Source organism: Streptomyces sp. NPDC001373, from assembly GCF_042895815.1.
GTDB lineage: Bacteria > Actinomycetota > Actinomycetes > Streptomycetales > Streptomycetaceae > Streptomyces.
In genome coordinates this window covers 396735-417932 of the sequence record NZ_JBIAWQ010000001.1, presented here as the reverse complement: position 1 = coordinate 417932, position 21198 = coordinate 396735, and the positions used below count along the sequence as shown (strand labels likewise).

Here is a 21198-nt window from a genome sequence, read left to right as displayed (position 1 = left end):
ACCACTCGGACCGGGCTTACGCTCGTCCCCGTACGAGTTCCCGTACGAGTCCGTGCCCCCACCACCACGCGGAGCAAACCGCCATGCGGTCTAACGACGTCCGATCCCTCCTGCAAACCGCCGTACCCACCGCTGTCGCCGGCGTCATCGCCGCCGTCATCAGCGGTCTGGTCGTCGGTGGCAAGGGTGCGGTCGGGTCGCTCGTCGCCACCGCCGTGGTGATCGTGTTCATGGGTCTCGGATTCATCGTTCTCCAGCGCACGGCGAAATCCCTGCCGCACCTGTTCCAGGCGATGGGCCTCATGCTCTACGCCGCTCAGATCCTGCTGCTCTTCGTCTTTCTCGCCGTGTTCAAGAACACGACGCTGTTCCACCCCCGGGCGTTCGCGATCACGCTCGTCGTCGCCACCCTCGTGTGGACCGGCGCGCAGACGCGTGCTCACATGAAAGCCAAGATCCTTTACGTCGAGCCGGACTCGACCAAGGGGGAAAAGCCCGAAAATCCGGGGTCCAAGCCGTGAGGGGTAGGGCCGGGATAAGTGTGCGTTCGAGATGCTGCTATCGTCCGGTTCAAACTGCGGCACTGCGGGCGCGGGCATCTGAGCTGACGCCTGTTCCATCGCGAGGCTCGATGCCTGACTGCCGCCCCCACACCCGTTACACCAGTCCAGTGCCGAACCGCGGCCGTGCGCCGCGCCGACACGATGAGGTTGCCGTACCTATGCGCCACGCTGAAGGAGCCCGCGGTGAGTGCTGACCCGACGCAGGTCCTCGCTTTCGAGACCGACTGTCACATCTTCTCCGGATGTGGCTTCCCCGGTCCGGGCCTGCACTCGTTCCTCTTCGAGCCGCTGTGGGGCGAACCCGGCCTGACGAGCGCGTACTTCAACAAGCCGATGCTGCTGGCCCTGCTGGGCTCGGTCATCATCGTGGCCTTCTTCTGGGCCGCCTTCGCCAAGCCGAAGGTCGTCCCGGGCAAGCTCCAGATGGTCGCCGAGACCGGCTACGACTTCGTGCGCCGCGGCATCGTCTACGAGACGCTCGGCAAGAAGGAGGGCGAGAAGTACGTCCCCTTCATGGTCTCGCTGTTCTTCTTCGTGTGGATCCTGAACGTCTGGTCGATCGTCCCCGTGGCGCAGTTCCCGGTGACCGCGATCATCGCGTACCCGGCCGCCCTCGCCCTGATCGTGTACTTCATCTGGATGTCGGTGACGTTCAAGCGCCACGGCTTCGTCGGCGGTCTGAAGAACCTGACCGGCTACGACAAGTCGCTCGGCGCGGTGCTGCCGCTGGTCATGATCATCGAGTTCTTCTCGAACGTCCTGGTCCGCCCGTTCACCCACGCGGTCCGACTCTTCGCGAACATGTTCGCCGGTCACACCCTGCTGCTGCTCTTCACGATCGCCAGCTGGTACCTGCTGAACGGCATCGGCATCGCCTACGCGGGCGTGTCGTTCGTGATGGTGATCGTGATGACCGCCTTCGAGCTCTTCATCCAGGCCGTCCAGGCGTACGTCTTCGTCCTCCTGGCGTGCAGCTTCATCCAGGGCGCGCTCGCCGAGCACCACTGAGTCAGGCCCTCCCCCAAACCCCCTTGTCGTCCGGTGGCCAACCCCCACCGGATCCGTGAAAGAGAAGGAAGAACTGGCATGTCCCAGACCCTTGCCGCCGTCACCGGTTCCCTCAGCTCCGTCGGTTACGGTCTCGCGGCCATCGGCCCCGGCGTCGGCGTCGGCATCATCTTCGGTAACGGCACCCAGGCCCTCGCCCGCCAGCCCGAGGCCGCCGGTCTGATCCGCGCCAACCAGATCCTCGGCTTCGCCTTCTGTGAGGCGCTCGCCCTCATCGGTCTGGTCATGCCGTTCGTCTACAGCTGACGAACAGCTCCCACTAGTCCGATTAGACGAAAGGCACTGATGTGAACCTCATGGTTCTGGCGGCCGAGGAGCTGGAAAACCCCCTCTACCCGCCGATCCCCGAGCTCGTCATCGGTCTGATCGCCTTCGTCATCGTCTTCGGTTTCCTCGCGAAGAAGCTCCTCCCGAACATCAACAAGGTTCTGGACGAGCGTCGCGAGGCCATCGAGGGCGGTATCGAGAAGGCTGAGGCCGCTCAGACCGAGGCCCAGAGCGTGCTGGAGCAGTACAAGGCCCAGCTCGCCGAGGCCCGGCACGAGGCCGCGCGCCTGCGCCAGGACGCGCTGGAGCAGGGCACTGCGCTCAAGGAAGAACTGCGCGCAGAGGGCCAGCGGCAGCGTGAGGAGATCATCGCTGCCGGTCACGCCCAGATCGCCGCGGACCGCAAGGCCGCCGCTCAGGCGCTGCGTCAGGACGTGGGCAAGCTTGCCACCGACCTGGCCGGCAAGCTCGTCGGCGAGTCCCTCGAGGACGTCGCCCGGCAGAGCCGCACCATCGACCGCTTCCTCAGCGAGCTCGAGGAGAAGGCCGAGGCGGCCCGATGAACGGAGCGAGCCGCGAGGCGCTGGCCTCCGCGCGCGAGCGTCTCGACGCGCTGACGGACAACACGTCCGTCGACGCGACGAAGCTCGCCGGTGAGCTGGCAGCCGTCACCGCGCTGCTCGACCGTGAGGTCTCGCTGCGTCGGGTCATCACGGACCCGGCGCAGTTCGGCGAGGCCAAGGCCGAGCTGGTCGGCCGGCTGCTGTCGGGCCAGGTGGGCGGGGAGACCCTCGACCTGGTGTCCGGCATGGCCCGGTCCCGCTGGTCGCAGTCCCGCGACCTGGTGGACGCGCTGGAGGAGCTGGCGGCCACCGCCGACCTCACGGCCGCCCAGCAGGCGGGCGCGCTCGACAACGTCGAGGACGAGCTGTTCCGGTTCGGCCGGATCGTCGCCTCGAACACCGGGCTGCGTGCCGCGCTGACCGACCGCGCCGCCACCTCCTCCGCCAAGAGCGAGCTGCTGCGCAGCCTGCTCGGCGGCAAGGTGAACGCCGTCACCGAGCGCCTGGTGATCCGTCTCGTCACGCACCCGCGTGGACGTAGCCTTGAGGGGGGACTCGAGTCCCTCTCGACGCTCGCCGCTGCGCGTCGTGACCGCATGGTCGCCACCGTGACCAGTGCGGTCCCGCTCAGCGACGTGCAGAAGCAGCGTCTCGGCGCGGTGCTGGCCAAGCTGTACGGCCGCCAGATGCACCTGAACCTCGACGTGGACCCCGAGGTCCTCGGCGGGATCTCGGTGCGGGTCGGCGACGAGGTCATCGACGGCACCATCGCGGAGCGCCTCTCCGAGGCGACCCGCCGCATGGCCGGCTGACCAGCCGCCACCACACAGATACAAAGCATTCCTAGCGGCCCGGTTGGGCCGTGCAGAACTTGCAGAAGATTCCTGGGGGTCGCCCCCAGACCCCTAAGAAGCTTCAGGCCCAACAAGGAGAGCAGGGAACCCAGATGGCGGAGCTCACGATCCGGCCGGAGGAGATCCGGGACGCACTGGAGACCTTTGTCCAGTCGTACCAGCCGGACGCGGCCTCGCGCGAGGAGGTCGGAACGGTCAGCGTTGCCGGCGACGGCATCGCGAAGGTGGAGGGTCTGCCCTCCGCCATGGCGAACGAGCTGCTGAAGTTCGAGGACGGCACCCTCGGTCTCGCCCTCAACCTCGAGGAGCGCGAGATCGGTGCGATCGTCCTCGGCGAGTTCAGCGGTATCGAGGAGGGCCAGCCGGTGCAGCGCACCGGTGAGGTTCTCTCCGTAGGTGTCGGCGAGGGCTACCTCGGCCGCGTTGTCGACCCGCTCGGCAACCCGATCGACGGCCTCGGCGAGATCGCGACCGAGGGCCGCCGCGCCCTCGAGCTGCAGGCCCCGGGCGTCATGGTCCGTAAGTCGGTGCACGAGCCCATGCAGACCGGCTACAAGGCCGTCGACGCGATGGTGCCGATCGGCCGTGGCCAGCGTCAGCTGATCATCGGTGACCGCCAGACCGGCAAGACCGCCCTGGCCGTCGACACGATCATCAACCAGCGCGACAACTGGCGCTCGGGCGACGTGAACAAGCAGGTCCGCTGCATCTACGTCGCCATCGGCCAGAAGGGCTCGACCATCGCGTCCGTGCGCGGCGCCCTGGAAGAGGCCGGCGCGCTCGAGTACACGACGATCGTCGCCGCCCCGGCGTCCGACCCGGCCGGCTTCAAGTACCTGGCGCCGTACACCGGTTCCGCCATCGGCCAGCACTGGATGTACGCCGGCAAGCACGTCCTGATCATCTTCGACGACCTGTCGAAGCAGGCCGACGCCTACCGCGCCGTGTCGCTCCTGCTGCGCCGCCCGCCGGGCCGTGAGGCCTACCCGGGTGACGTCTTCTACCTGCACTCCCGTCTGCTCGAGCGCTGCGCGAAGCTCTCCGACGACATGGGTGCCGGCTCGATGACCGGTCTGCCGATCGTCGAGACCAAGGCGAACGACGTCTCGGCGTTCATCCCGACCAACGTCATCTCCATCACCGACGGCCAGTGCTTCCTGGAGTCCGACCTGTTCAACGCCGGCCAGCGTCCGGCCCTGAACGTCGGTATCTCGGTCTCCCGCGTCGGTGGCTCCGCCCAGCACAAGGCGATGAAGCAGGTCTCCGGCCGTCTTCGCGTCGACCTGGCCCAGTACCGCGAGCTGGAGGCGTTCGCCGCCTTCGGTTCCGACCTGGACGCCGCGTCGAAGGCCTCGCTGGAGCGCGGCAAGCGCATGGTCGAGCTGCTGAAGCAGGGCCAGTACCAGCCGATGCCCGTCGAGGAGCAGGTCGTCTCCGTCTGGGCCGGCACCACCGGCAAGATGGACGACGTCCCGGTCGAGGACATCCGCCGCTTCGAGTCGGAGCTGCTGGAGCACCTGCGCCGCGAGCGCAAGGACCTCCTCACCTCCATCGCCGACGGCGGCAAGATGTCGGACGACACGCTGGGCTCGATCGCCGACGCGATCGCCGCCTTCAAGCGCCAGTTCGAGACCTCGGACGGAAAGCTCCTGGGCGAGGACGTCCCGGCCGTCAACGTCTCCAAGTGACGACGGAAGGGACCTGACTCATGGGAGCGCAGCTCCGGGTCTACAAGCGTCGCATCCGTGCCATCACGGCGACCAAGAAGATCACCAAGGCGATGGAGATGATCGCCGCCTCGCGCATCGTCAAGGCGCAGCGCAAGGTGGCGGCGTCGATGCCGTACGCGACCGAGCTCACCCGTGCGGTGACCGCGGTCGCGACCGGCTCGAACACCAAGCACGCCCTGACCACCGAGGTCGAGGCGCCGACCCGCGCCGCGGTCCTGCTCATCACGAGCGACCGCGGTCTGGCCGGCGGCTACTCCTCGAACGCCATCAAGCAGGCCGACCGGCTCACCGAGCGGCTGCGCGCTGAGGGCAAGGAGGTCGACAGCTACATCGTCGGCCGCAAGGGCGTCGCCTACTACGGCTTCCGTGAGCGCAAGGTCACGGACTCGTGGACCGGCTTCACCGACAGCCCGGCCTACGCCGACGCCAAGCGCGTCGCGGAGCCGCTGATCGAGGCCATCCAGAAGGAGACGGCCGACGGCGGCGTCGACGAACTGCACATCGTCTTCACGGAATTCGTGTCGATGATGACGCAGAACGCGGTGGACGGCCGGATGCTGCCGCTCAGCCTCGAAAAGGCTGCGGAGGAGGACGGTGCGAAGGGCGAGATCCTTCCGCTGTTCGAGTTCGAGCCGTCGGCGGAGGACGTCCTCGACGCCCTGCTGCCGCGCTACGTCGAGAGCCGCATCTACAACGCACTGCTGCAGTCGGCCGCTTCCGAGCACGCCGCCCGCCGCCGCGCGATGAAGTCGGCGACCGACAACGCCGGTGAGCTCATCAAGAGCCTCTCCCGGCTTGCCAACGCGGCCCGCCAGGCCGAAATCACCCAGGAAATCAGCGAGATCGTCGGTGGCGCGAGCGCCATGGCCGACGCGACCGCGGGGAGTGACAAGTAATGACGACCTCTGTTGAGACGGCCGCTGCCACGGGCCGCATCGCCCGGGTCATCGGCCCGGTCGTCGACGTGGAGTTCCCCGTCGACGCGATGCCCGACATCTACAACGCGCTGAAGGTCCAGGTCGCCGACCCGGCCGAGGAGGGCGCGCTCAAGACGCTGACCCTCGAGGTCGCCCAGCACCTGGGTGACGGCATGGTCCGCACGATCTCCATGCAGCCCACCGACGGCCTGGTCCGCCAGGCCCCGGTGACCGACACGGGCGAGGGCATCACCGTCCCCGTCGGCGACTTCACCAAGGGCAAGGTGTTCAACACCCTCGGTGAGGTGCTGAACTACCCGGAGGCCAACGCCGAGGTCACCGAGCGCTGGGCGATCCACCGCAAGGCGCCGAACTTCGACGAGCTCGAGTCGAAGACCGAGATGTTCGAGACCGGCGTCAAGGTCATCGACCTTCTCACCCCGTACGTCAAGGGTGGAAAGATCGGTCTGTTCGGTGGTGCCGGTGTCGGCAAGACCGTTCTGATCCAGGAAATGATCTACCGCGTCGCCAACAACCACGACGGTGTGTCGGTGTTCGCGGGTGTCGGTGAGCGTACCCGTGAGGGCAACGACCTCATCGAGGAGATGTCGGACTCCGGCGTTCTGGACAAGACCGCGCTGGTCTTCGGCCAGATGGACGAGCCCCCGGGCACCCGTCTGCGCGTCGCCCTGGCCGGTCTGACCATGGCGGAGTACTTCCGCGATGTGCAGAAGCAGGACGTCCTCTTCTTCATCGACAACATCTTCCGGTACACCCAGGCCGGTTCCGAGGTGTCGACCCTGCTCGGCCGTATGCCCTCCGCGGTGGGTTACCAGCCGAACCTGGCCGACGAGATGGGTCTCCTCCAGGAGCGCATCACCTCGACCCGTGGTCACTCGATCACCTCCATGCAGGCGATCTACGTCCCCGCCGACGACCTCACCGACCCGGCGCCGGCGACCACCTTCGCCCACCTCGACGCGACGACGGTTCTCTCCCGTCCGATCTCCGAGAAGGGCATCTACCCGGCCGTGGACCCGCTGGACTCCACGTCCCGGATCCTGGACCCCCGCTACATCGCGGCGGACCACTACAACGCGGCCATGCGCGTCAAGGGGATCCTGCAGAAGTACAAGGACCTCCAGGACATCATCGCGATCCTCGGTATCGACGAGCTGGGCGAGGAGGACAAGCTCGTTGTCCACCGTGCCCGTCGCGTCGAGCGCTTCCTGTCGCAGAACACCCACGTCGCCAAGCAGTTCACCGGCGTGGACGGTTCGGACGTTCCGCTCGACGAGTCGATCGCCGCGTTCAACGCGATCTGCGACGGTGAGTACGACCACTTCCCCGAGCAGGCGTTCTTCATGTGCGGTGGCATCGAGGACCTCAAGGCCAACGCCAAGGAGCTGGGCGTCTCCTGATGCCCCCAGGAGAGGGGCGGGTGTGTCCCGCCCCTCTCTCCACGCCCATTAGAATTTGACCCAACACCCGGCGGACCCGCCGGGTGGTGACCCGAGGAGCCACCTTGGCTGCTGAGCTGCACGTCGAGATGGTCGCGGCGGACCGCAATGTCTGGTCCGGCGAGGCCACGCTGGTCGTCGCCCGCACCACGTCCGGCGACATCGGCGTCATGCCCGGTCACCAGCCGCTTCTCGGTGTGCTGGAATCGGGCCCGGTGACCATCCGTACCAGCGAGGGCGGCACGGTCGTCGCCGCGGTGCACGGCGGTTTCATCTCGTTCGCGGACAACAAGCTGTCCCTGCTGGCCGAGATCGCCGAGCTCGCGGACGAGATCGACGTCCAGCGGGCGGAGCGGGCACTGGAGCGCGCGAAGGCGGACGCTGACGCGGCCGCCGAACGTCGCGCCGATGTCCGGCTGCGCGCGGTCGCGGGGCGCTGAGCCCCGTACCGAAGAGTTTGAAACCTCAGCCGCGGTCCGTTCCGGAATTTTCCGGAGCGGGTCGCGGCTGAGGCGATGTACGTACTTTTTGTTTGTGCGGTTTTCGATGAGCGAGGAGGTCGGTGAAGATGCTCCTCGCTCTGCTTGTGAGCGGCCTGGTCGTAGCCCTGGTGGTGATCGGGCTGTTCGTGTTCGGGCTGCGCCGCAGACTGATCCAGCGCTCCGGCGGGACCTTCGACTGCAGCCTGCGCTGGGGCGTGGCCGAGGAGCCCGACGTCTCCGGCAAGGGGTGGGTCTACGGGGTCGCCCGCTACAGCGGTGACCGCATCGAGTGGTTCCGCGTGTTCAGCTATTCGCCGCGGCCGCGCCGGCTGCTGGAGCGCTCGTCCATCGAGGTGCTCGCCCGCCGCGCGCCGGAGGGCGAGGAGGAGCTGGCCCTGCTGTCGGACTCCGTCGTGCTCGGCTGTTCCCACCAGGGGACGCGCCTGGAGCTGGCGATGAGCGAGGACGCCCTGACCGGTTTCCTGGCCTGGCTGGAGGCGGCGCCTCCGGGCCAACGGGTGAATGTCGCTTAAAAATTCCTTGCCCGTTGGATGGGGGTCCCCCCCCGGACGAAGTCCGGGGGAGGGTGAATGTGGACCAGAACGTGAGGAAGCCGGGGAGACGGGGGCGGACCCGTCTCCCCGGCTTCGTTCATCTCTTTACTGCAGTCCGGTGTGGATCGCGGAGGCGAGTTCGCCGCCCGCGGTGTCGCCGCTGAACTCCCAGAAGAAGGCTCCCTTGAGCCCCTGGTTCTTCAGCCAGCTCATCTTCCCGGCGATGGTGGCGGGGGTGTCGTAGCTCCACCAGTTGCTGCCGCACCTGGCGTAGGCGGTGCCGGCGACGGTGCCGGTGGCGGGGCAGCTGGTCTTGAGGACCTTGTAGTCCTCGATGCCCTGCTCGTAGGTGCCGGGGGCGGGACCGGTCGCGGTGCCGCCGGGGGCGTCCTGGGTGACTCCGGTCCAGCCGCGGCCGTAGAAGCCGATGCCGAGGTTGAGCTTGGAGCCGGGGATGCCCTTGCCCTTGAGCTTGGTGATCGCCGCCTCGGAGTTGAATCCGGCGATCGGGATGCCCGCGTAGGAGGTCAGCGGGGAGTGCGGGGCGGTCGGGCCCTTGGCGTCCCACGCGCCGAAGAAGTCGTACGTCATCACGTTGTAGAAGTCGACGTACGGGGCGGCGCCCGCGTAGTCCGCGAGGTCGAGCTTGCCGCCGTTGGAGCCGTCGGCGGAGATGGCGGCGGTGACCAGGTTGGAGGAGCCGAACGTGGCGCGCAGGGCCGACATCAGGTTCTTGAAGGCGGCGCCGCCGCTGGTGTCGCAGGACAGGCCGCAGGCGTTCGGGTACTCCCAGTCGATGTCGATGCCGTCGAAGACGTCCGCCCAGCGGGGGTCCTCGACCAGGTCGTAGCAGGACTGGGCGAAGGCGGCCGGGTTCTGCGCGGCCTGGCCGAACCCGCCGGACCAGGTCCAGCCGCCGAAGGAGTAGACGACCTTGATGTCGGGGTACTTGGCCTTCAGCTTGCGCAGCTGGTTGAAGTTGCCGCGCAGGGGCTGGTCCCAGGTGTCGGCGACGCCGTCGACGCTCTGGTCGGCGGTGTAGGCCTTGTCGTAGTCGGCGTAGGAGTCGCCGATGGTGCACTTGCCGTTCTGGACGTTGCCGAAGGCGTAGTTGATGTGGGTGATCTTCGCGGCGGTGCCGGAGGTGACCAGGTTCTTCACGTGGTAGTTGCGCTGATAGACGCCCCAGTCGGTGAAGTAGCCGAGCTTGACCCTGGCGCCCGGGTCGGGTCCGGGTCCGGGATCGGTGCCGCCACCGGGGGTGGTGACGGTGAGGGGGGCGGAGGAGGGGCCGGTCTGGTCGGCGGTGTCGCGGGCGGTGACCGTGTAGGTGTAGGCGGTGCCCTTGGTCAGGCCGCTGTCGCCGTAGGTGGTGCCGGTGACGGTGGTGAGCCTGGTGCCGTTGCGGTAGACGTCGTAGTTCTTGACGCCCTTGTCGTCGGTGGCCGCCGCCCAGGACAGGGTCAGGGCGTTCTCCGTGAGCCCGGAGGCCGTGGGGGTGCCGGGGGCCGAGGGAGGGGTGTCGGTGGGGGTGGTGCCGCCCTCGCAGGAGCCGCCGTTGACCTTGCAGCCGGAGGGGGCGCCGGGGCCGCTGCCGTTGAAGCCGAAACTGGCGGTGGCGCCGGGGGCGAGGGCGCCGTTCCAGCCGACGTTCTTGGCGGTCCAGTGGGTGCCGGAGCCGGTGACGGTGGCGTCCCAGGCCGAGGTCACCTGGGTGCCGGCCGGGAAGTCCCACTCCACGGTCCAGCTGCTGAGGGCGGTGGTGCCGGTGTTCTTCACCGTCCACTTGCCCTCGAAGCCGGTGCCCCAGTCGGAGACCTTGGTGTAGGTGGCGGTCGCGGAGGCGGCCGCCTGCGCGGGCCCGGCCAGGCCGACGAGGCCGGCGACGGGCAGGGCGAGGGCGGCCGCGGTGGCGGCCAGCCGCCTGATGAGGGGGATGCGTCGTGGGGGTGCTGTGCTCAAGGGTGCTCCTCCGGAGGTCCGTGCCGGTCGGGGGGCCGACCGGCACTGGGGATGGGACCTGCGCCGCCCGTGAGCACGCCGGAAGCGATCTTTGTCATGGCACGCTCACCACAGTGTTGCGGTGAGACTAGAAAGGTCTGTACCAACCGTCGAGAGGTCCAGACCTCATCCCCGGTCGGTCTACTGGATGCCCAACTCCCGCGCCAGTACCGCCGCTTGGACCCGGCTGCGCAGCTCCAGCTTCGCCAGCAGCCTGCTGACGTGCGTCTTCACCGTGGCCTCCGCCATCTCCAGCCGTACGGCGATCTCCGCGTTCGACAGCCCCTCGCCCAGCGCTCCCAGCACCTCCCGCTCGCGCCGGGTCAGCGACTCCACCGCTGCGGCCGCCTCCGGCCGCGCGGGCGCCCGTACCGGCCGGGGAGCGGCGAACTCGGCGATCAGCCGACGGGTCACCGCGGGCGCGATCAGGCCCTCGCCGCGGGCCACCGTCCGCACCGCCGCGATCAGCTCGGCCGCGTCCGCGTCCTTGAGCAAAAAGCCGGCGGCCCCCGCCCGCAAAGCCCCGAACACGTACTCGTCGAGGTCGAAGGTGGTCAGCACCAACACGTCGGCCAGGCCCTCCGCGGCCACCCGGCGGGTGGCCTCCACCCCGTCGAGGACCGGCATCTGCACGTCCATGAGGACCAGGTCCGGCCGCAGCTCCCGGGCCAGCCGCACCGCCTCCTCGCCGTCGGCGGCCTCGCCCACCACCTCGACGTCGCCCGCACTGCGCAGGATCAGCACCAGCCCGGCCCGTACCGCCCGCTGGTCCTCCGCCACCACGACCCTGATGCTCATTCCGGTACCACCCCGTCCTCCGCGGGCAGTTGCGCCCGCACCTGCCAGACGGGCCCCCGTGGGCCCGCCGTGAACCTTCCGCCGAGCAGTTCCGTCCGCTCGCGCATGCCGACCAGCCCCGCCCCGGAGCCGGGCGCGCGCGGGCCCGGCCGGTCTCCGTACGGGGAGTCCACCGCCACCGTCAGCAGGCCCTCCTCGCGGGCGACCCGGACGGCGACCGTCCCGGCGGCGGCGTGCTTGAGGGCGTTGGTCAGCGACTCCTGGACGATCCGGTACGCCGCCAGCTCCACCGGTGCCGGCAGCGGCGGCGCCTGCCGTCGCGCGTCGTGCAGCACGAAGTCCAGCCCGCTCGCGGTGCCGTTCGCCCGGGCCCGCGCCAGCAGGGCCTCCAGCCCGTCGAGGGAGGGGACGGGCGCGGCCTCCTGCCCGGCCCCCGCCTCGCGTAGCAGCCCGATCAGCCGGCGCATCTCGGCGAGCCCCTGGACGCTGTTCTCGCGGATCACTCCGAGGGCCTCGCGGCTGGTGGCGGGGGAGTCGATGGACAGTGCGGCGGTGGAGTGGATGGCGATGGCGGAGAGGTGGTTGGCGACCATGTCGTGCAGCTCACGGGCCATCCGCGCGCGCTCGGCCGCCACGGCCTGCGTACGGTCCATCTCGGCCAGCAGCGCCGTCTGCTCGGCGCGCAGCCGGGCGGCCTCGGCGGCCTCGCGGTGGTTGCGCAGGGTGGCGCCGGTCAGGGCCGGGCCGAAGCACACGATGCCGGTGATGACGCCGATCATCAGGGACTGCGGAGTGCGCAGCCACGCCACGGCGGCGACGGTGACGACGACCGTGACCAGGCCGGTGGAGATCGGCAGCCGCCGTGCCGTGGACGGTTTGCCGTAGACGACGGCCGCGTAGACCAGGTCCGTGAAGACGAGGACGGTGCCCAGGTTGCCCACGGTGAACTGGTCGGCGATCACCGCGACCGTGCCGACGGCCAGGGTGGTGGTGTGGGCCGTGCGCCGCAGCAGCTCCATCGGCCCGATGGCGAGCAGCGGCACCAGCGCCGCCCAGGCCGGGAAGAAGTGCCGGTTGTTGGTGCTGTAGATCCCCAGGGACCACAGCAGCAGCCCGGCGAGCACGCTGACCACCGCGAGGAGCACGTCGTCGCGGTGCGGGCGGAAGGTCGTGGGGTGCACGGTCCCATCCAACACGCGCCGCCGCCGCCCGGCGTCGGCGGAGGGGAGGAGACCCGGCTGCACCGAAGGATGCAGTGGGGGTCCGTCACCGGTGACGCGGCCGCCGCCGGCGCCGTGCCGGCCGCCGGCCGGTGCTAGCGCTCGCCGCCCGGGACCCAGAGCACGTCCCCGACCTCCGTGTTGGCCGTGCGGGCCAGGATGAACAGGAGGTCCGAGAGGCGGTTGAGGTAGGTGGCCGTCAGCGGGTTCATCACCTCGCCGTGCGCCTCCAGCGCCGCCCAGGTCGAGCGCTCCGCCCGGCGCACCACCGTGCAGGCCTGGTGCAGCAGGGCCGCGCCGGGGGTGCCGCCCGGGAGGATGAAGCTGCGCAGCTTCTCCAGGCGCTCGTTGAAGACGTCGCAGTCCGCCTCCAGCCGGTCGACGTAGAACTGCTCCACCCGCAGCGGCGGGTACTGGGGGTCCTCGACGACCGGGGTGCACAGGTCGGCGCCCACGTCGAACAGGTCGTTCTGCACGCGGACCAGGACCTTGACGACCTCCTCCGGCAGCGAGCCCAGCGCGATCGCGGTCCCGATGGCGGCGTTGGCCTCGTTGGCGTCGGCGTACGCGGAGATCCGCAGGTCCGTCTTCCGCGTGCGGCTCATGTCGCCCAGGGCGGTCGTGCCCTGGTCGCCGGTGCGGGTGTAGATGCGCGTGAGGTTCACCATGGCGCCAGGGTAGTGCGGGCCAACTGCGGGCGGCCCGCGCACTGCTGGGCCGTGTCGGTGTGATGTCCGTCATCTGAGACGTGACGCGTGTTACTTCGCGGTCACTGGGCCCCTCACGGACGCTAGTCTCCGCCGGAGAGGCTACGAGGCCGGGTCGTACTGAGAACAACGAGGGGTGTGCAGTGGCTGGGAAGCTCGCCGTCATCGGCGCGGGACTGATGGGTTCCGGGATCGCTCAGGTCTCCGCTCAGGCGGGTTGGGACGTCGTCCTGCGGGACGTCACCGACGCCGCGCTGACCCGGGGCACGGACGGGATCAAGGCCTCGTACGACAAGTTCGTCTCCAAGGGGAAGATGACGGCCGAGGACGCCGAGGCGGCCCTCGCGCGCATCACCACGACCACCGACTTCGACGCGGTCGCCGACGTGGACATCGTCGTCGAGGCCGTCTTCGAGAAGATCGAGGTCAAGCACGAGATCTTCCGCACCCTGGACGACCTGGTCCGCGAGGACACCGTCCTCGCCTCCAACACCTCCGCCATCCCGATCACCAAGATCGCGGCGGTCACCAAGCGCCCGGAGCGGGTCGTCGGCGCGCACTTCTTCTCGCCCGTCCCGATGATGCAGCTCTGCGAGCTGGTCCGCGGCTACAAGACGAGCGACGAGACCCTCGCCACCACCCGTGCGTTCGCCGAGTCCGTGGGCAAGACCTGCATCGTCGTCAACCGCGACGTCGCCGGCTTCGTCACCACCCGCCTGATCTCCGCCCTCGTCGTCGAGGCCGCGAAGCTCTACGAATCGGGCGTGGCCTCCGCCGAGGACATCGACATCGCCTGCAAGCTGGGATTCGGGCACGCCATGGGCCCGCTGGCCACCGCCGACCTCACGGGCGTGGACATCCTGCTGCACGCCACCAGCAACATCTACACCGAGTCCCAGGACGAGAAGTTCGCGCCGCCGGAGCTCATGCGCCGCATGGTCGACGCGGGTGACATCGGCCGCAAGAGCGGTCAGGGCTTCTACAAGCACTGAGCACGTCCGTTCGAATCCCCGCACCCTACGGGGTGAATTAGGTATCGGTTCGCTCACGGTCGGCAACTTCACCGCCCGCAGGGCAGTCAGTTGCGGTGAGAGTTGCCGACCACGAGCCGCTCACGAGCCGATCACGGATCCGTCGGACCACACGCACGCAGGTACAGCCGGGGAGCACATATGCACATCAGGGGCGACCACGCCGAACTCGCTGTCGGGGGACGCCTCGACGTGCGCAGCGCGGCGGACGCCCGTACCGCCCTCCACACCGCCCTCGACGACGGCCACGGCGACCTCGTGCTCGACCTGACCGGGCTCGACTCCTGGGACGCGACCGGACTCGGCGTGATCATGGGAGCGCACCGGCGGGCCGGCCGGACCGGCCGGCGGCTGGTCCTGCGCGGGGTGCCCGACCGGATGCAGCGGCTGCTCGTCGCGACCCGGCTGCACCGCATCCTCGCGATCGAGGGCGGGCTGGAAGCGGAGTCCCTGCCCCGGGTCTGATCCGGGACGGACGGACGGACGGGCCGGGCGTTCGGGCGGCCGGGCGTGCGGCGGCCCCGCGGAAAAGGGGCTGCGCGGGCGGGCCGGGCCCGGCTTTCATGGGCGCATGGTGTCCACCGACAGACTATTGGCCTTCGCGGCCATGTCGTTCCTGCTGATCGTGATCCCCGGCCCGAGCGTGCTCTTCGTGATCGGACGGGCGCTGGCGCAGGGCCGCCGGGCCGCCCTGACCACGGTGGCCGGAAACACGCTCGGGGCGTACGTGCTGGTCGTGGCCGTGGCCCTCGGGGCGGGGACCGTCGTCGAGCGCTCGGTCCTGGTCTTCACGGCGCTGAAGCTGATCGGCGCCGGCTACCTGGTGTACCTGGGCGTCAAGGCCGTGCGCCGGCGCGGATCCCTGCGGGCGGCCCTCGCCGAGGCGGCCCCCACCGAGCGCGGCGGGCTGCGGACCCTGGGGGAGGGTTTCCTGGTGGGCGTGGCCAACCCCAAGACCATCGTCTTCTTCGCCGCCGTGCTGCCCCAGTTCGTCGACCGCGATCGGGGTCACGTCGTCCTCCAGATGCTGCTGCTCGGCCTGGTCTTCAACCTCATCGCGGTCGTGTCCGACAGTGTCTGGGGGCTCGTCGCCGCCACCACCCGGGGCTGGTTCGCCGGATCCCCGCGCCGGCTCGACATCGTCGGCGGGATCGGCGGGCTCACCATGATCGGCCTGGGTGCCGCCGTCGCCGCGACCGGCCGCAAGGACTGAGCCCGGATAGGGCCCGGTAGCAGCGGAGTTCCGGCGTCCGCTGGTACGGGCGGGGAACGGGGCGGACCTATGGTGGAGGCACCCCTGTGGTTCCGGCGCGACCCGGCAGCGTTTAGGGTCGGGCGAAACCGGACCAGTGGCGACGAGCGGCGCGAGCGAGGCCGGGCGGTAGGGAAGACGGCGACGGAGCGCGCGACGCGAGGCGGGGGGACGGGGTCATGGACCGTACAGAGGGGAAGCCCGGGGAGGGCCTGCGGCCCGAGGACCGGACGCAGCGGCCAGAGGACCGGAATGCCGACCGGCCCGCCGACCGGGCGCAGCGGCCCGAGGACCGGCCGTCCGCCGGGGGAGCGGTGCTGGGCGGGCCCGGTGTCGGCACGCCCGCCGCCGGTATGCCCGCCGTCGGCACCCCCGCCGCCGGTATGCCCGCCGTTGGCACCCCCGCCGACGGGGTGCCGCCGCTGCCCGCCGCGCACGCGCGGATCGTGACCCTGACCGCCGGGGAGTTCATCCTCACCGTCAACCCCGTCGACGGCAGCGAGATCGAACCCCACCGGCCCGGCGCCGGCCCGGACGCCGACCGCCGCCCCGCCAGGCGCGAGGCTTCCTCCCGCGCCGCCCAAGACGCCGCCGCACGGCCGCCCGCACTGCCCGGGCCGCCCGCGCCCGCCCGCCCGCTCCTGGAGCGCGCAGAGGAGCGGGAGCGGCTCGTAGGGCTGCTCCAGCGCGGCCGCTCCGTCCGGCTGACCGGCCCCGCCGGATCCGGCCGCACCGCCCTGCTCGACGCGGTCGCGCGGGACTGCGCCGACCTCGCCCCCGACGGCGTCGTCCGGCTCAGCGGCCACGGCCAGCAGCAGCCGGCCGAGCTGCTCCACGCCCTCTACTCCACCGTGTACGACACCGCCGGCCGGCGCCCCGACCGTACGGCCCTCCTCGCGCGGGTCCGCGAGATCGGCGCCATCGTGCTCCTCGACGACCTGGAGCTGGGCGGTCCCGCGCTGGACGAGCTGCTGCGCGCCACCCCCGAGTGCGCCTACCTGCTCGCCGCCACCCCCGACGCCAAGGCCCTCTCCGACGACTCCCACCTGGAGGAGGTCTTCCTCGGGGGCCTCGGCCACACCGGCTGCACCGAGCTCCTGGAGGCGCTTACCGGCCGGCCCCTGACCGAGGCGGAGACGGCCTGGGCCGGGGACCTGCGGTTCGCCTCCGAGGGCCTGCCGCTGTGCTTCGTCCAGGCGGCCGCCCTGCTGCGGCAGCGCGACGAGCTGAACGGCTCGGCCGCCGGGGACGGGGACGAGGAGCCCGGCGTCTTCGAGGAGCGCCCCCGCGACCGTGCCCCCGTGCCGCTGCCCACCCTGGCCCAGGCCGCAGCCCCTGCCGAACTGCTGGCCTCCCGCGTGAGCGAGTCGGCCCGCGCCGCCCTGCGGATCGCCTGCGCGCTGGGCGGGGAACTCCCGCACCCGGCGCACCTGCCCGCGCTGGTCGGCGACACCCACGCGGACGCGGCCGTCGCCGAACTGCTCGGCTGCGGGCTGGTCACCCCCGTCGGACCGCGCTTCCGGCTCGCCGAGGGCGTCGCCCGGCAGCTGGAGGAGGCCGGCTACGGAGGCGCCGGCGCCGAGGAGGCCCGTACGGCCGCACGGCACTACGCCTGGTGGACCGGGCACGCCTCGGTCACCCCGGAGCGGGTCGCGGCCGAGGCCGACGCGGTGCTCGCCGCGCTGGCCGGGGCGGACGTGGTGGCCGCCGTGCTCCTGGCCCGGACCGCGGCGCCCGCCTTCGCGGCCTCGCTGCACTGGGACGCGTGGGAGCGGGTGCTGCGTGCGGGGTCGGAGGCCGCGCGGAAGGCCGGGGAGGTCGCCGAGCAGGCGTACTTCCACCACGAGCTGGGTGTCCTCGCCCTGTGCGAGGGGCGCCTGGACCGGGCGCGCGCCGAGCTGGAGGCCTCGATCGGACTGCGCGGCGCGCTCGCGGACAAGCGTGGGACGGTCGCCGGACGGCGGGCGCTGGCCCTGGTCACCGACCGCGAGGTCCTGGGCGCGGCGGCCTCCCCGCCGCTGCGGCTGGAGGCTCCGCCGACACCCGCGACGGTGTCGGAGACGGCCCCGACGGCGCCCCTGCCGAGGCCCTCGGCGGCGGCCGAGTCCACGGCTGCGACGACGCCTCTGGCGAAGCCCTCGGCGTGGCCCGTGGCGAAGCCGTCGGCGGCCGCGTCGGCGCCCCTGGCGAAGCCCTCGGCGGCGGCCGAGTCCACGGCTGCGACGACGCCGCTGGCGCAGCCCTCGGCCACGGACGCGACGACGCCCCCGGCGGCCGCCGCCCCGGCCCCCCGCACCGAGAAGCCCGTCGCGCAGCCCCCGGCCCCCACGGCCGGGGCGGGGACGACGGCCCCCACCGCCCGGCCCGGCCAGGCAGCTGCCCCCGCACGGGGCTCGGAGGCCGTCACCCAGGTCAACCCGGTGATCCGCCGGGCCCAGCTGCCGCCCGCGGAGACCCCTGCGAACCTCTCGGCGGTGTTCGGGAACGCCTTCCCGCCGCCCGCGCCCGCCCGTCCCGCACCGGCCCGCCCGGCCGGCCCGCCCGTCCCGCACCCGGCGGCGGCCGCCGCCCGGGCCCGGCGGCGCCGGACGGCCCTGCTCGGGGCGGCCGGGGTGCTCACCGTCGCGGCGCTCGGCACGGTCATCGGCCTCGCGCTGGCCTCGGACGGCGCGGAGGACCCGCAGTCCCCCTCGGTGTCGTCCAGCCCCTCGGCACAGGTGTCCCCGCACGTCCCGCAGGTGCCCGGCACGGGCGGCGACGACCCGGCGGGCGAGCCGGCCCGCCCGGCCCGGCCCGGTCAGTCGTCCCCGGCCCCGCAGCCGGGCGGCAGCGGGGCGGCCTCCGCCTCGCCGACGCCGACCGGCACGGCCACCGCGCAGCCCCCGGCGTCGCCGACGCCCACCCCGACGCCTACCCCCACGCCCACGCCGACCCCCACCCCGACGCCCACGCCCACCCCGACCCCCACGCCGACGCCGACCGCCACGTCCACGTCCACGTCGACCGCGACGGCCTCCGGGCCGACGGCGGGCTCCTCCGCGAGCTCCTCGACGACCCCCGGCTGAGCCCGTCGGACCCGGCGCCGTCGAAGCCGTCGACCCGCTCACGCCGGTGCCCCGGTCCGCGGCAGCCACGGGCTGAGGCGGCTCCGGGCCCTGCGGGGCCGGCCCTCCCCGCCCTTCCACCGTTCCCTGGGGCTCCGCCCCAGACCCTCCCCCGGCTACCGCTGGGGGTACCCCCACGCCTCAAACGCCGGCGGGGCTGGAAGATCCAGCCCCGCCGGCGTCCGGTCCGCGTGCGTCAGAACAGGCGGAGCTTGTCGTCCTCGATGCCGCGCAGGGCGTCGTAGTCCAGGACCACGCAGCCCATGCCCCGGTCAGTGGCGAGAACCCGCGCCTGCGGCTTGATCTCCTGCGCCGCGAAGACACCGCGCACCGGCGCCAGGTGCGGGTCGCGGTTCAGCAGCTCCAGGTACCGGGTCAGCTGCTCGACGCCGTCGATCTCGCCGCGCCGCTTGATCTCCACGGCCACCGTCGCGCCCGCCGCGTCCCGGCACAGGATGTCCACGGGGCCGATCGCCGTCATGTACTCGCGCCGGATCAGGGTGTAGCCCTCGCCCAGCGTCTCGATGCGGTCGGCCAGCAGCTCCTGGAGGTGCGCCTCGACGCCGTCCTTGATGAGGCCCGGGTCGGTGCCCAGCTCGTGGGAGGAGTCGTGGAGGACCTCCTCCATGGTGATGATGAGCTTCTCGCCCGCCTTGTTGACGACGGTCCAGACGTTCGCGTCGTCCCCGCTCCCCTCCTTGAGGGTGCACGGAGGCGACATCCAGTTGAGCGGTTTGTACGCCCGGTCGTCCGCATGGATCGAGACACTGCCGTCGGCCTTCACGAGGATCAGACGGGGTGCCGAGGGCAGATGGGCGGTGAGCCGGCCCGCGTAGTCGACGGAGCAGCGGGCAATGACGAGACGCATGGTCGGCAACGCTACTCGACCGACGGGCCTTCACGCGATTCGCCCCTGAAAGCCCCGTTCGCCGATGGCGCGTTGTATGCGCATTCTCCTGGTGCGCCACCCGGTGGGCGCCTACCGTGGTGAGCGGGAGGTTGCCGAGCGTGCACACTGCGTCGCGGCCTCCCTCCCTGCCCGCATGACTCCGGCGGCCCAGACGCCGGAGTCACGAGAGGAGAACCCATGTCGCTCGACGTCTCACCGGCCCTACTCGAACAGGCCGAGCGAGGCGAGGTCGACGAAGCCGCCTTCGTCGACTGCGTCCGGACCTCCCTGCCCTACGCGTGGGAGATGATCAGCTCGTTGGTGGCCCAGCTGGAGGTTGAGGGCGGAGAGTTCGCCGACAACCAGACGCCGCCGCCGGACGAGCAGGCGCGCGGGCAGCTGCTGCGCGCGCTCGCGAGTGACGCGATCAGGGGTGCGCTGCAGCGGCACTTCGGGGTGCGCCTGGCCTTCCAGAACTGCCACCGCGTGGCGGTCTTCCCGCTGGACCCCTCGGTGGACGGCCGGCTGGCCAAGTTCACCTCGATCCGCGGCCAGCTGCTCAACCAGTCGCCCGAACTGCGCGACTGCTAGCGGGACCGGTACTCCGCTGCCGCTCCGAGTCGCCGCAGGGCGACGGACACCGGAGCGGCAGCCCAGGCCGTACGCGCCGGGGCCGCTGCGGGTCACGCCAGCAGCGGCAGGACCTCCGTGCCCAGTCGCCGGACGTTCTCCTCCGTCGCGGCGAGGTCGCCGGAACCCTCCGCCAGCAGGGCGAAGCGCGTGATGCCCGTGCGCTCCGCGGTGGCCGCCAGCCGGTCCGCCGCCAGCTGCGGCGTGCCGACCGGGTGCAGGTCGCACAGCAGCTCCGTGTACGCGTGCGGGTCGCGCATCGAGCGGGCCCGGCCGTCCACCGTCACGTGCGCGTCGAGGCCCTGCCGGAGCCAGCCCGGCATCGCCTTCAGCAGGGTCTCGCGGGCGTGGCCCGTACGGTCCGCCAGCTGGCACACCCCGGCCGACACGTGCCCGGCCTCCCGTACGGTCTCCGGCGCATGCCCGGCGGCCAGTGCCGTCTCCCGCCAGAGCGCGACCATCCCCGCCTTCTCCTCGTCCCCGCAGTGCATGCCCAGCAGCATCGGCAGCCCGCGCCGCGCGGCCGTCCGCACCGACGCGGGGGAGGTGCACGCGACGATCACTTCCGGCCCCGTCCCGTCCCCGTCCAGCGCCTGGTCCGGGCGGGGTACGACGGCCACCTCGCGGAAGCCGTACCGCTCGCCGGCCGCCCCCACCCGCGGCTCGGCCAGCCAGCGCCGCAGCAGGTCGAGGTCCTCCGGGAAGCCGGACTCGTACGCTTCCAGGCCGCCCCCGAACACCTCCAGGTCCACCCACGGCCCGCCCCGCCCCACCCCGAGGGTGAACCGGCCGCCGGAGGTGACGTGGAGCAGGGCCGCCTGCTCCCCGAGCGCCACCGGGTGCGTGTTGGGCAGCACGCTCACGGCCGTGCCCACCCGCAGCCGCCGGGTCCGCCCCAGCAGCAGCGCGGCCAGCGTCACCGCCGACGGGCAGACCCCGTACGGGACGAAGTGGTGCTCGGCGAGCCAGACCGAGTCGAGCCCGGCCCCCTCCGCCACCTCGGCGGTCCGTACCGCCCGGTGCAGCGCCTCCCCCTGTCCCTGGCCCGGGAACTGGGCCGCCACTACAAACGCTCCTACGCGCATCGCCCTTGGCCTCCTCGCGGCTG

Annotated in this window: 21 protein-coding genes; 15 read left to right on the top strand and 6 right to left on the bottom strand. The window is 71.5% G+C overall.

The window, feature by feature from the left end; all coding sequences use genetic code 11:
* The first annotated feature begins 83 nt into the window (after nt 1-83).
* The 10 genes from ACFY15_RS02005 (at nt 84) to ACFY15_RS01960 (ending at nt 8437) form a co-directional block, all read left to right on the top strand.
* The gene (locus tag ACFY15_RS02005) at nt 84-521 is read left to right on the top strand and encodes a hypothetical protein (protein WP_390685365.1); all 438 of its coding nucleotides are present in this window, start codon (nt 84-86) and stop codon (nt 519-521) included.
* A 225-nt stretch (nt 522-746) separates the two neighbouring features.
* Complete coding sequence (gene atpB / locus ACFY15_RS02000; protein ID WP_390685366.1) at nt 747-1571, top strand: F0F1 ATP synthase subunit A; 825 nt, start codon at nt 747-749, stop codon at nt 1569-1571.
* 78 nt (nt 1572-1649) lie between these two features.
* Nucleotides 1650-1877 carry an ATP synthase F0 subunit C gene (gene atpE, locus ACFY15_RS01995; protein WP_030386954.1) on the top strand — a complete coding sequence of 76 codons (228 nt, stop codon included), beginning with the start codon at nt 1650-1652 and terminating at the stop codon, nt 1875-1877.
* Between the two features lie 50 nt (nt 1878-1927).
* On the top strand, nt 1928-2461 hold the full coding sequence (locus ACFY15_RS01990; protein WP_390685512.1) for a F0F1 ATP synthase subunit B: 534 nt from the start codon (nt 1928-1930) through the stop codon (nt 2459-2461).
* Complete coding sequence (locus tag ACFY15_RS01985) at nt 2458-3273, top strand: F0F1 ATP synthase subunit delta (RefSeq protein WP_390824876.1); 816 nt, start codon at nt 2458-2460, stop codon at nt 3271-3273. The genes ACFY15_RS01990 and ACFY15_RS01985 overlap by 4 nt, the downstream gene beginning before the upstream one ends.
* A 134-nt stretch (nt 3274-3407) precedes the next feature.
* Complete coding sequence (atpA, locus tag ACFY15_RS01980) at nt 3408-5003, top strand: F0F1 ATP synthase subunit alpha (RefSeq protein ID WP_079429789.1); 1596 nt, start codon at nt 3408-3410, stop codon at nt 5001-5003.
* A gap of 20 nt (nt 5004-5023) precedes the next feature.
* Nucleotides 5024-5941, top strand: a complete 918-nt coding sequence (locus ACFY15_RS01975; protein ID WP_390685368.1) for a F0F1 ATP synthase subunit gamma — start codon at nt 5024-5026, stop codon at nt 5939-5941.
* The gene (gene atpD, locus ACFY15_RS01970) at nt 5941-7383 is read left to right on the top strand and encodes a F0F1 ATP synthase subunit beta (protein ID WP_366452036.1); all 1443 of its coding nucleotides are present in this window, start codon (nt 5941-5943) and stop codon (nt 7381-7383) included. Before ACFY15_RS01975 ends, atpD begins: the two co-directional genes overlap by 1 nt.
* Nucleotides 7384-7487: 104 nt before the next feature.
* On the top strand, nt 7488-7862 hold the full coding sequence (locus ACFY15_RS01965; RefSeq protein ID WP_390685369.1) for a F0F1 ATP synthase subunit epsilon: 375 nt from the start codon (nt 7488-7490) through the stop codon (nt 7860-7862).
* Between the two features lie 128 nt (nt 7863-7990).
* A complete protein-coding gene (locus ACFY15_RS01960) occupies nt 7991-8437 on the top strand; it encodes a DUF2550 domain-containing protein (RefSeq protein WP_211275098.1) in 447 nt (148 codons plus the stop codon).
* Nucleotides 8438-8563: 126 nt separating this feature from the next.
* On the opposite strand, the gene ACFY15_RS01955 is transcribed toward ACFY15_RS01960, so the two are convergent.
* The 4 genes from ACFY15_RS01955 to ACFY15_RS01940 form a co-directional block, all read right to left on the bottom strand.
* Nucleotides 8564-10420 (bottom strand): glycosyl hydrolase family 18 protein, encoded by a 1857-nt coding sequence (locus tag ACFY15_RS01955; RefSeq protein WP_390685370.1) that lies wholly within the window; start codon nt 10418-10420, stop codon nt 8564-8566.
* A gap of 180 nt (nt 10421-10600) precedes the next feature.
* Entirely contained in the window at nt 10601-11257 is a 657-nt protein-coding gene (locus tag ACFY15_RS01950) for a response regulator (RefSeq protein WP_390685371.1), read from the bottom strand.
* A complete protein-coding gene (locus ACFY15_RS01945) occupies nt 11254-12450 on the bottom strand; it encodes a sensor histidine kinase (protein ID WP_390685513.1) in 1197 nt (398 codons plus the stop codon). Before ACFY15_RS01945 ends, ACFY15_RS01950 begins: the two co-directional genes overlap by 4 nt.
* Nucleotides 12451-12572: 122 nt before the next feature.
* A complete protein-coding gene (locus tag ACFY15_RS01940; RefSeq protein WP_390685372.1) occupies nt 12573-13145 on the bottom strand; it encodes a cob(I)yrinic acid a,c-diamide adenosyltransferase in 573 nt (190 codons plus the stop codon).
* A 182-nt stretch (nt 13146-13327) separates the two neighbouring features.
* On the opposite strand from ACFY15_RS01940, the gene ACFY15_RS01935 reads away from it, so the two are divergent.
* The 4 genes from ACFY15_RS01935 (at nt 13328) to ACFY15_RS01920 (ending at nt 18532) form a co-directional block, all read left to right on the top strand.
* A complete protein-coding gene (locus ACFY15_RS01935; protein WP_344165295.1) occupies nt 13328-14176 on the top strand; it encodes a 3-hydroxyacyl-CoA dehydrogenase family protein in 849 nt (282 codons plus the stop codon).
* A 180-nt stretch (nt 14177-14356) separates the two neighbouring features.
* A complete protein-coding gene (locus ACFY15_RS01930) occupies nt 14357-14680 on the top strand; it encodes an STAS domain-containing protein (protein ID WP_344165298.1) in 324 nt (107 codons plus the stop codon).
* A 106-nt stretch (nt 14681-14786) separates the two neighbouring features.
* A complete protein-coding gene (locus ACFY15_RS01925) occupies nt 14787-15428 on the top strand; it encodes a LysE family translocator (RefSeq protein WP_390685373.1) in 642 nt (213 codons plus the stop codon).
* Between the two features lie 218 nt (nt 15429-15646).
* Nucleotides 15647-18532 (top strand): ATP-binding protein, encoded by a 2886-nt coding sequence (locus tag ACFY15_RS01920; protein ID WP_390824875.1) that lies wholly within the window; start codon nt 15647-15649, stop codon nt 18530-18532.
* A 235-nt stretch (nt 18533-18767) separates the two neighbouring features.
* Here ACFY15_RS01920 and nucS read toward each other — a convergent pair whose 3' ends face one another.
* A complete protein-coding gene (gene nucS, locus ACFY15_RS01915) occupies nt 18768-19439 on the bottom strand; it encodes an endonuclease NucS (RefSeq protein ID WP_390685374.1) in 672 nt (223 codons plus the stop codon).
* Between the two features lie 219 nt (nt 19440-19658).
* On the opposite strand from nucS, the gene ACFY15_RS01910 reads away from it, so the two are divergent.
* Nucleotides 19659-20051 (top strand): SCO5389 family protein, encoded by a 393-nt coding sequence (locus ACFY15_RS01910; RefSeq protein ID WP_042811577.1) that lies wholly within the window; start codon nt 19659-19661, stop codon nt 20049-20051.
* Nucleotides 20052-20143: 92 nt separating this feature from the next.
* Here ACFY15_RS01910 and ACFY15_RS01905 read toward each other — a convergent pair whose 3' ends face one another.
* Nucleotides 20144-21175 (bottom strand): LLM class flavin-dependent oxidoreductase, encoded by a 1032-nt coding sequence (locus ACFY15_RS01905; protein WP_390685375.1) that lies wholly within the window; start codon nt 21173-21175, stop codon nt 20144-20146.
* Nucleotides 21176-21198: the final 23 nt, after the last annotated feature.

Bases quoted from the DNA above. Each gene is read 5' to 3' on its own strand.
- ACFY15_RS02005 (WP_390685365.1), top strand. From the start codon at position 84: ATGCGGTCTAACGACGTCCGATCCCTCCTGCAAACCGCCGTACCCACC.
- atpE (WP_030386954.1), top strand. From the start codon at position 1,650: ATGTCCCAGACCCTTGCCGCCGTCACCGGTTCCCTCAGCTCCGTCGGT.
- ACFY15_RS01990 (WP_390685512.1), top strand. From the start codon at position 1,928: ATGGTTCTGGCGGCCGAGGAGCTGGAAAACCCCCTCTACCCGCCGATC.
- ACFY15_RS01985 (WP_390824876.1), top strand. From the start codon at position 2,458: ATGAACGGAGCGAGCCGCGAGGCGCTGGCCTCCGCGCGCGAGCGTCTC.
- atpA (WP_079429789.1), top strand. From the start codon at position 3,408: ATGGCGGAGCTCACGATCCGGCCGGAGGAGATCCGGGACGCACTGGAG.
- ACFY15_RS01975 (WP_390685368.1), top strand. From the start codon at position 5,024: ATGGGAGCGCAGCTCCGGGTCTACAAGCGTCGCATCCGTGCCATCACG.
- atpD (WP_366452036.1), top strand. From the start codon at position 5,941: ATGACGACCTCTGTTGAGACGGCCGCTGCCACGGGCCGCATCGCCCGG.
- ACFY15_RS01960 (WP_211275098.1), top strand. From the start codon at position 7,991: ATGCTCCTCGCTCTGCTTGTGAGCGGCCTGGTCGTAGCCCTGGTGGTG.
- ACFY15_RS01950 (WP_390685371.1), bottom strand. From the start codon at position 11,257: ATGAGCATCAGGGTCGTGGTGGCGGAGGACCAGCGGGCGGTACGGGCC.
- ACFY15_RS01940 (WP_390685372.1), bottom strand. From the start codon at position 13,145: ATGGTGAACCTCACGCGCATCTACACCCGCACCGGCGACCAGGGCACG.
- ACFY15_RS01930 (WP_344165298.1), top strand. From the start codon at position 14,357: ATGCACATCAGGGGCGACCACGCCGAACTCGCTGTCGGGGGACGCCTC.
- ACFY15_RS01925 (WP_390685373.1), top strand. From the start codon at position 14,787: ATGGTGTCCACCGACAGACTATTGGCCTTCGCGGCCATGTCGTTCCTG.
- ACFY15_RS01920 (WP_390824875.1), top strand. From the start codon at position 15,647: ATGGACCGTACAGAGGGGAAGCCCGGGGAGGGCCTGCGGCCCGAGGAC.
- nucS (WP_390685374.1), bottom strand. From the start codon at position 19,439: ATGCGTCTCGTCATTGCCCGCTGCTCCGTCGACTACGCGGGCCGGCTC.
- ACFY15_RS01910 (WP_042811577.1), top strand. From the start codon at position 19,659: ATGTCGCTCGACGTCTCACCGGCCCTACTCGAACAGGCCGAGCGAGGC.
- ACFY15_RS01905 (WP_390685375.1), bottom strand. From the start codon at position 21,175: ATGCGCGTAGGAGCGTTTGTAGTGGCGGCCCAGTTCCCGGGCCAGGGA.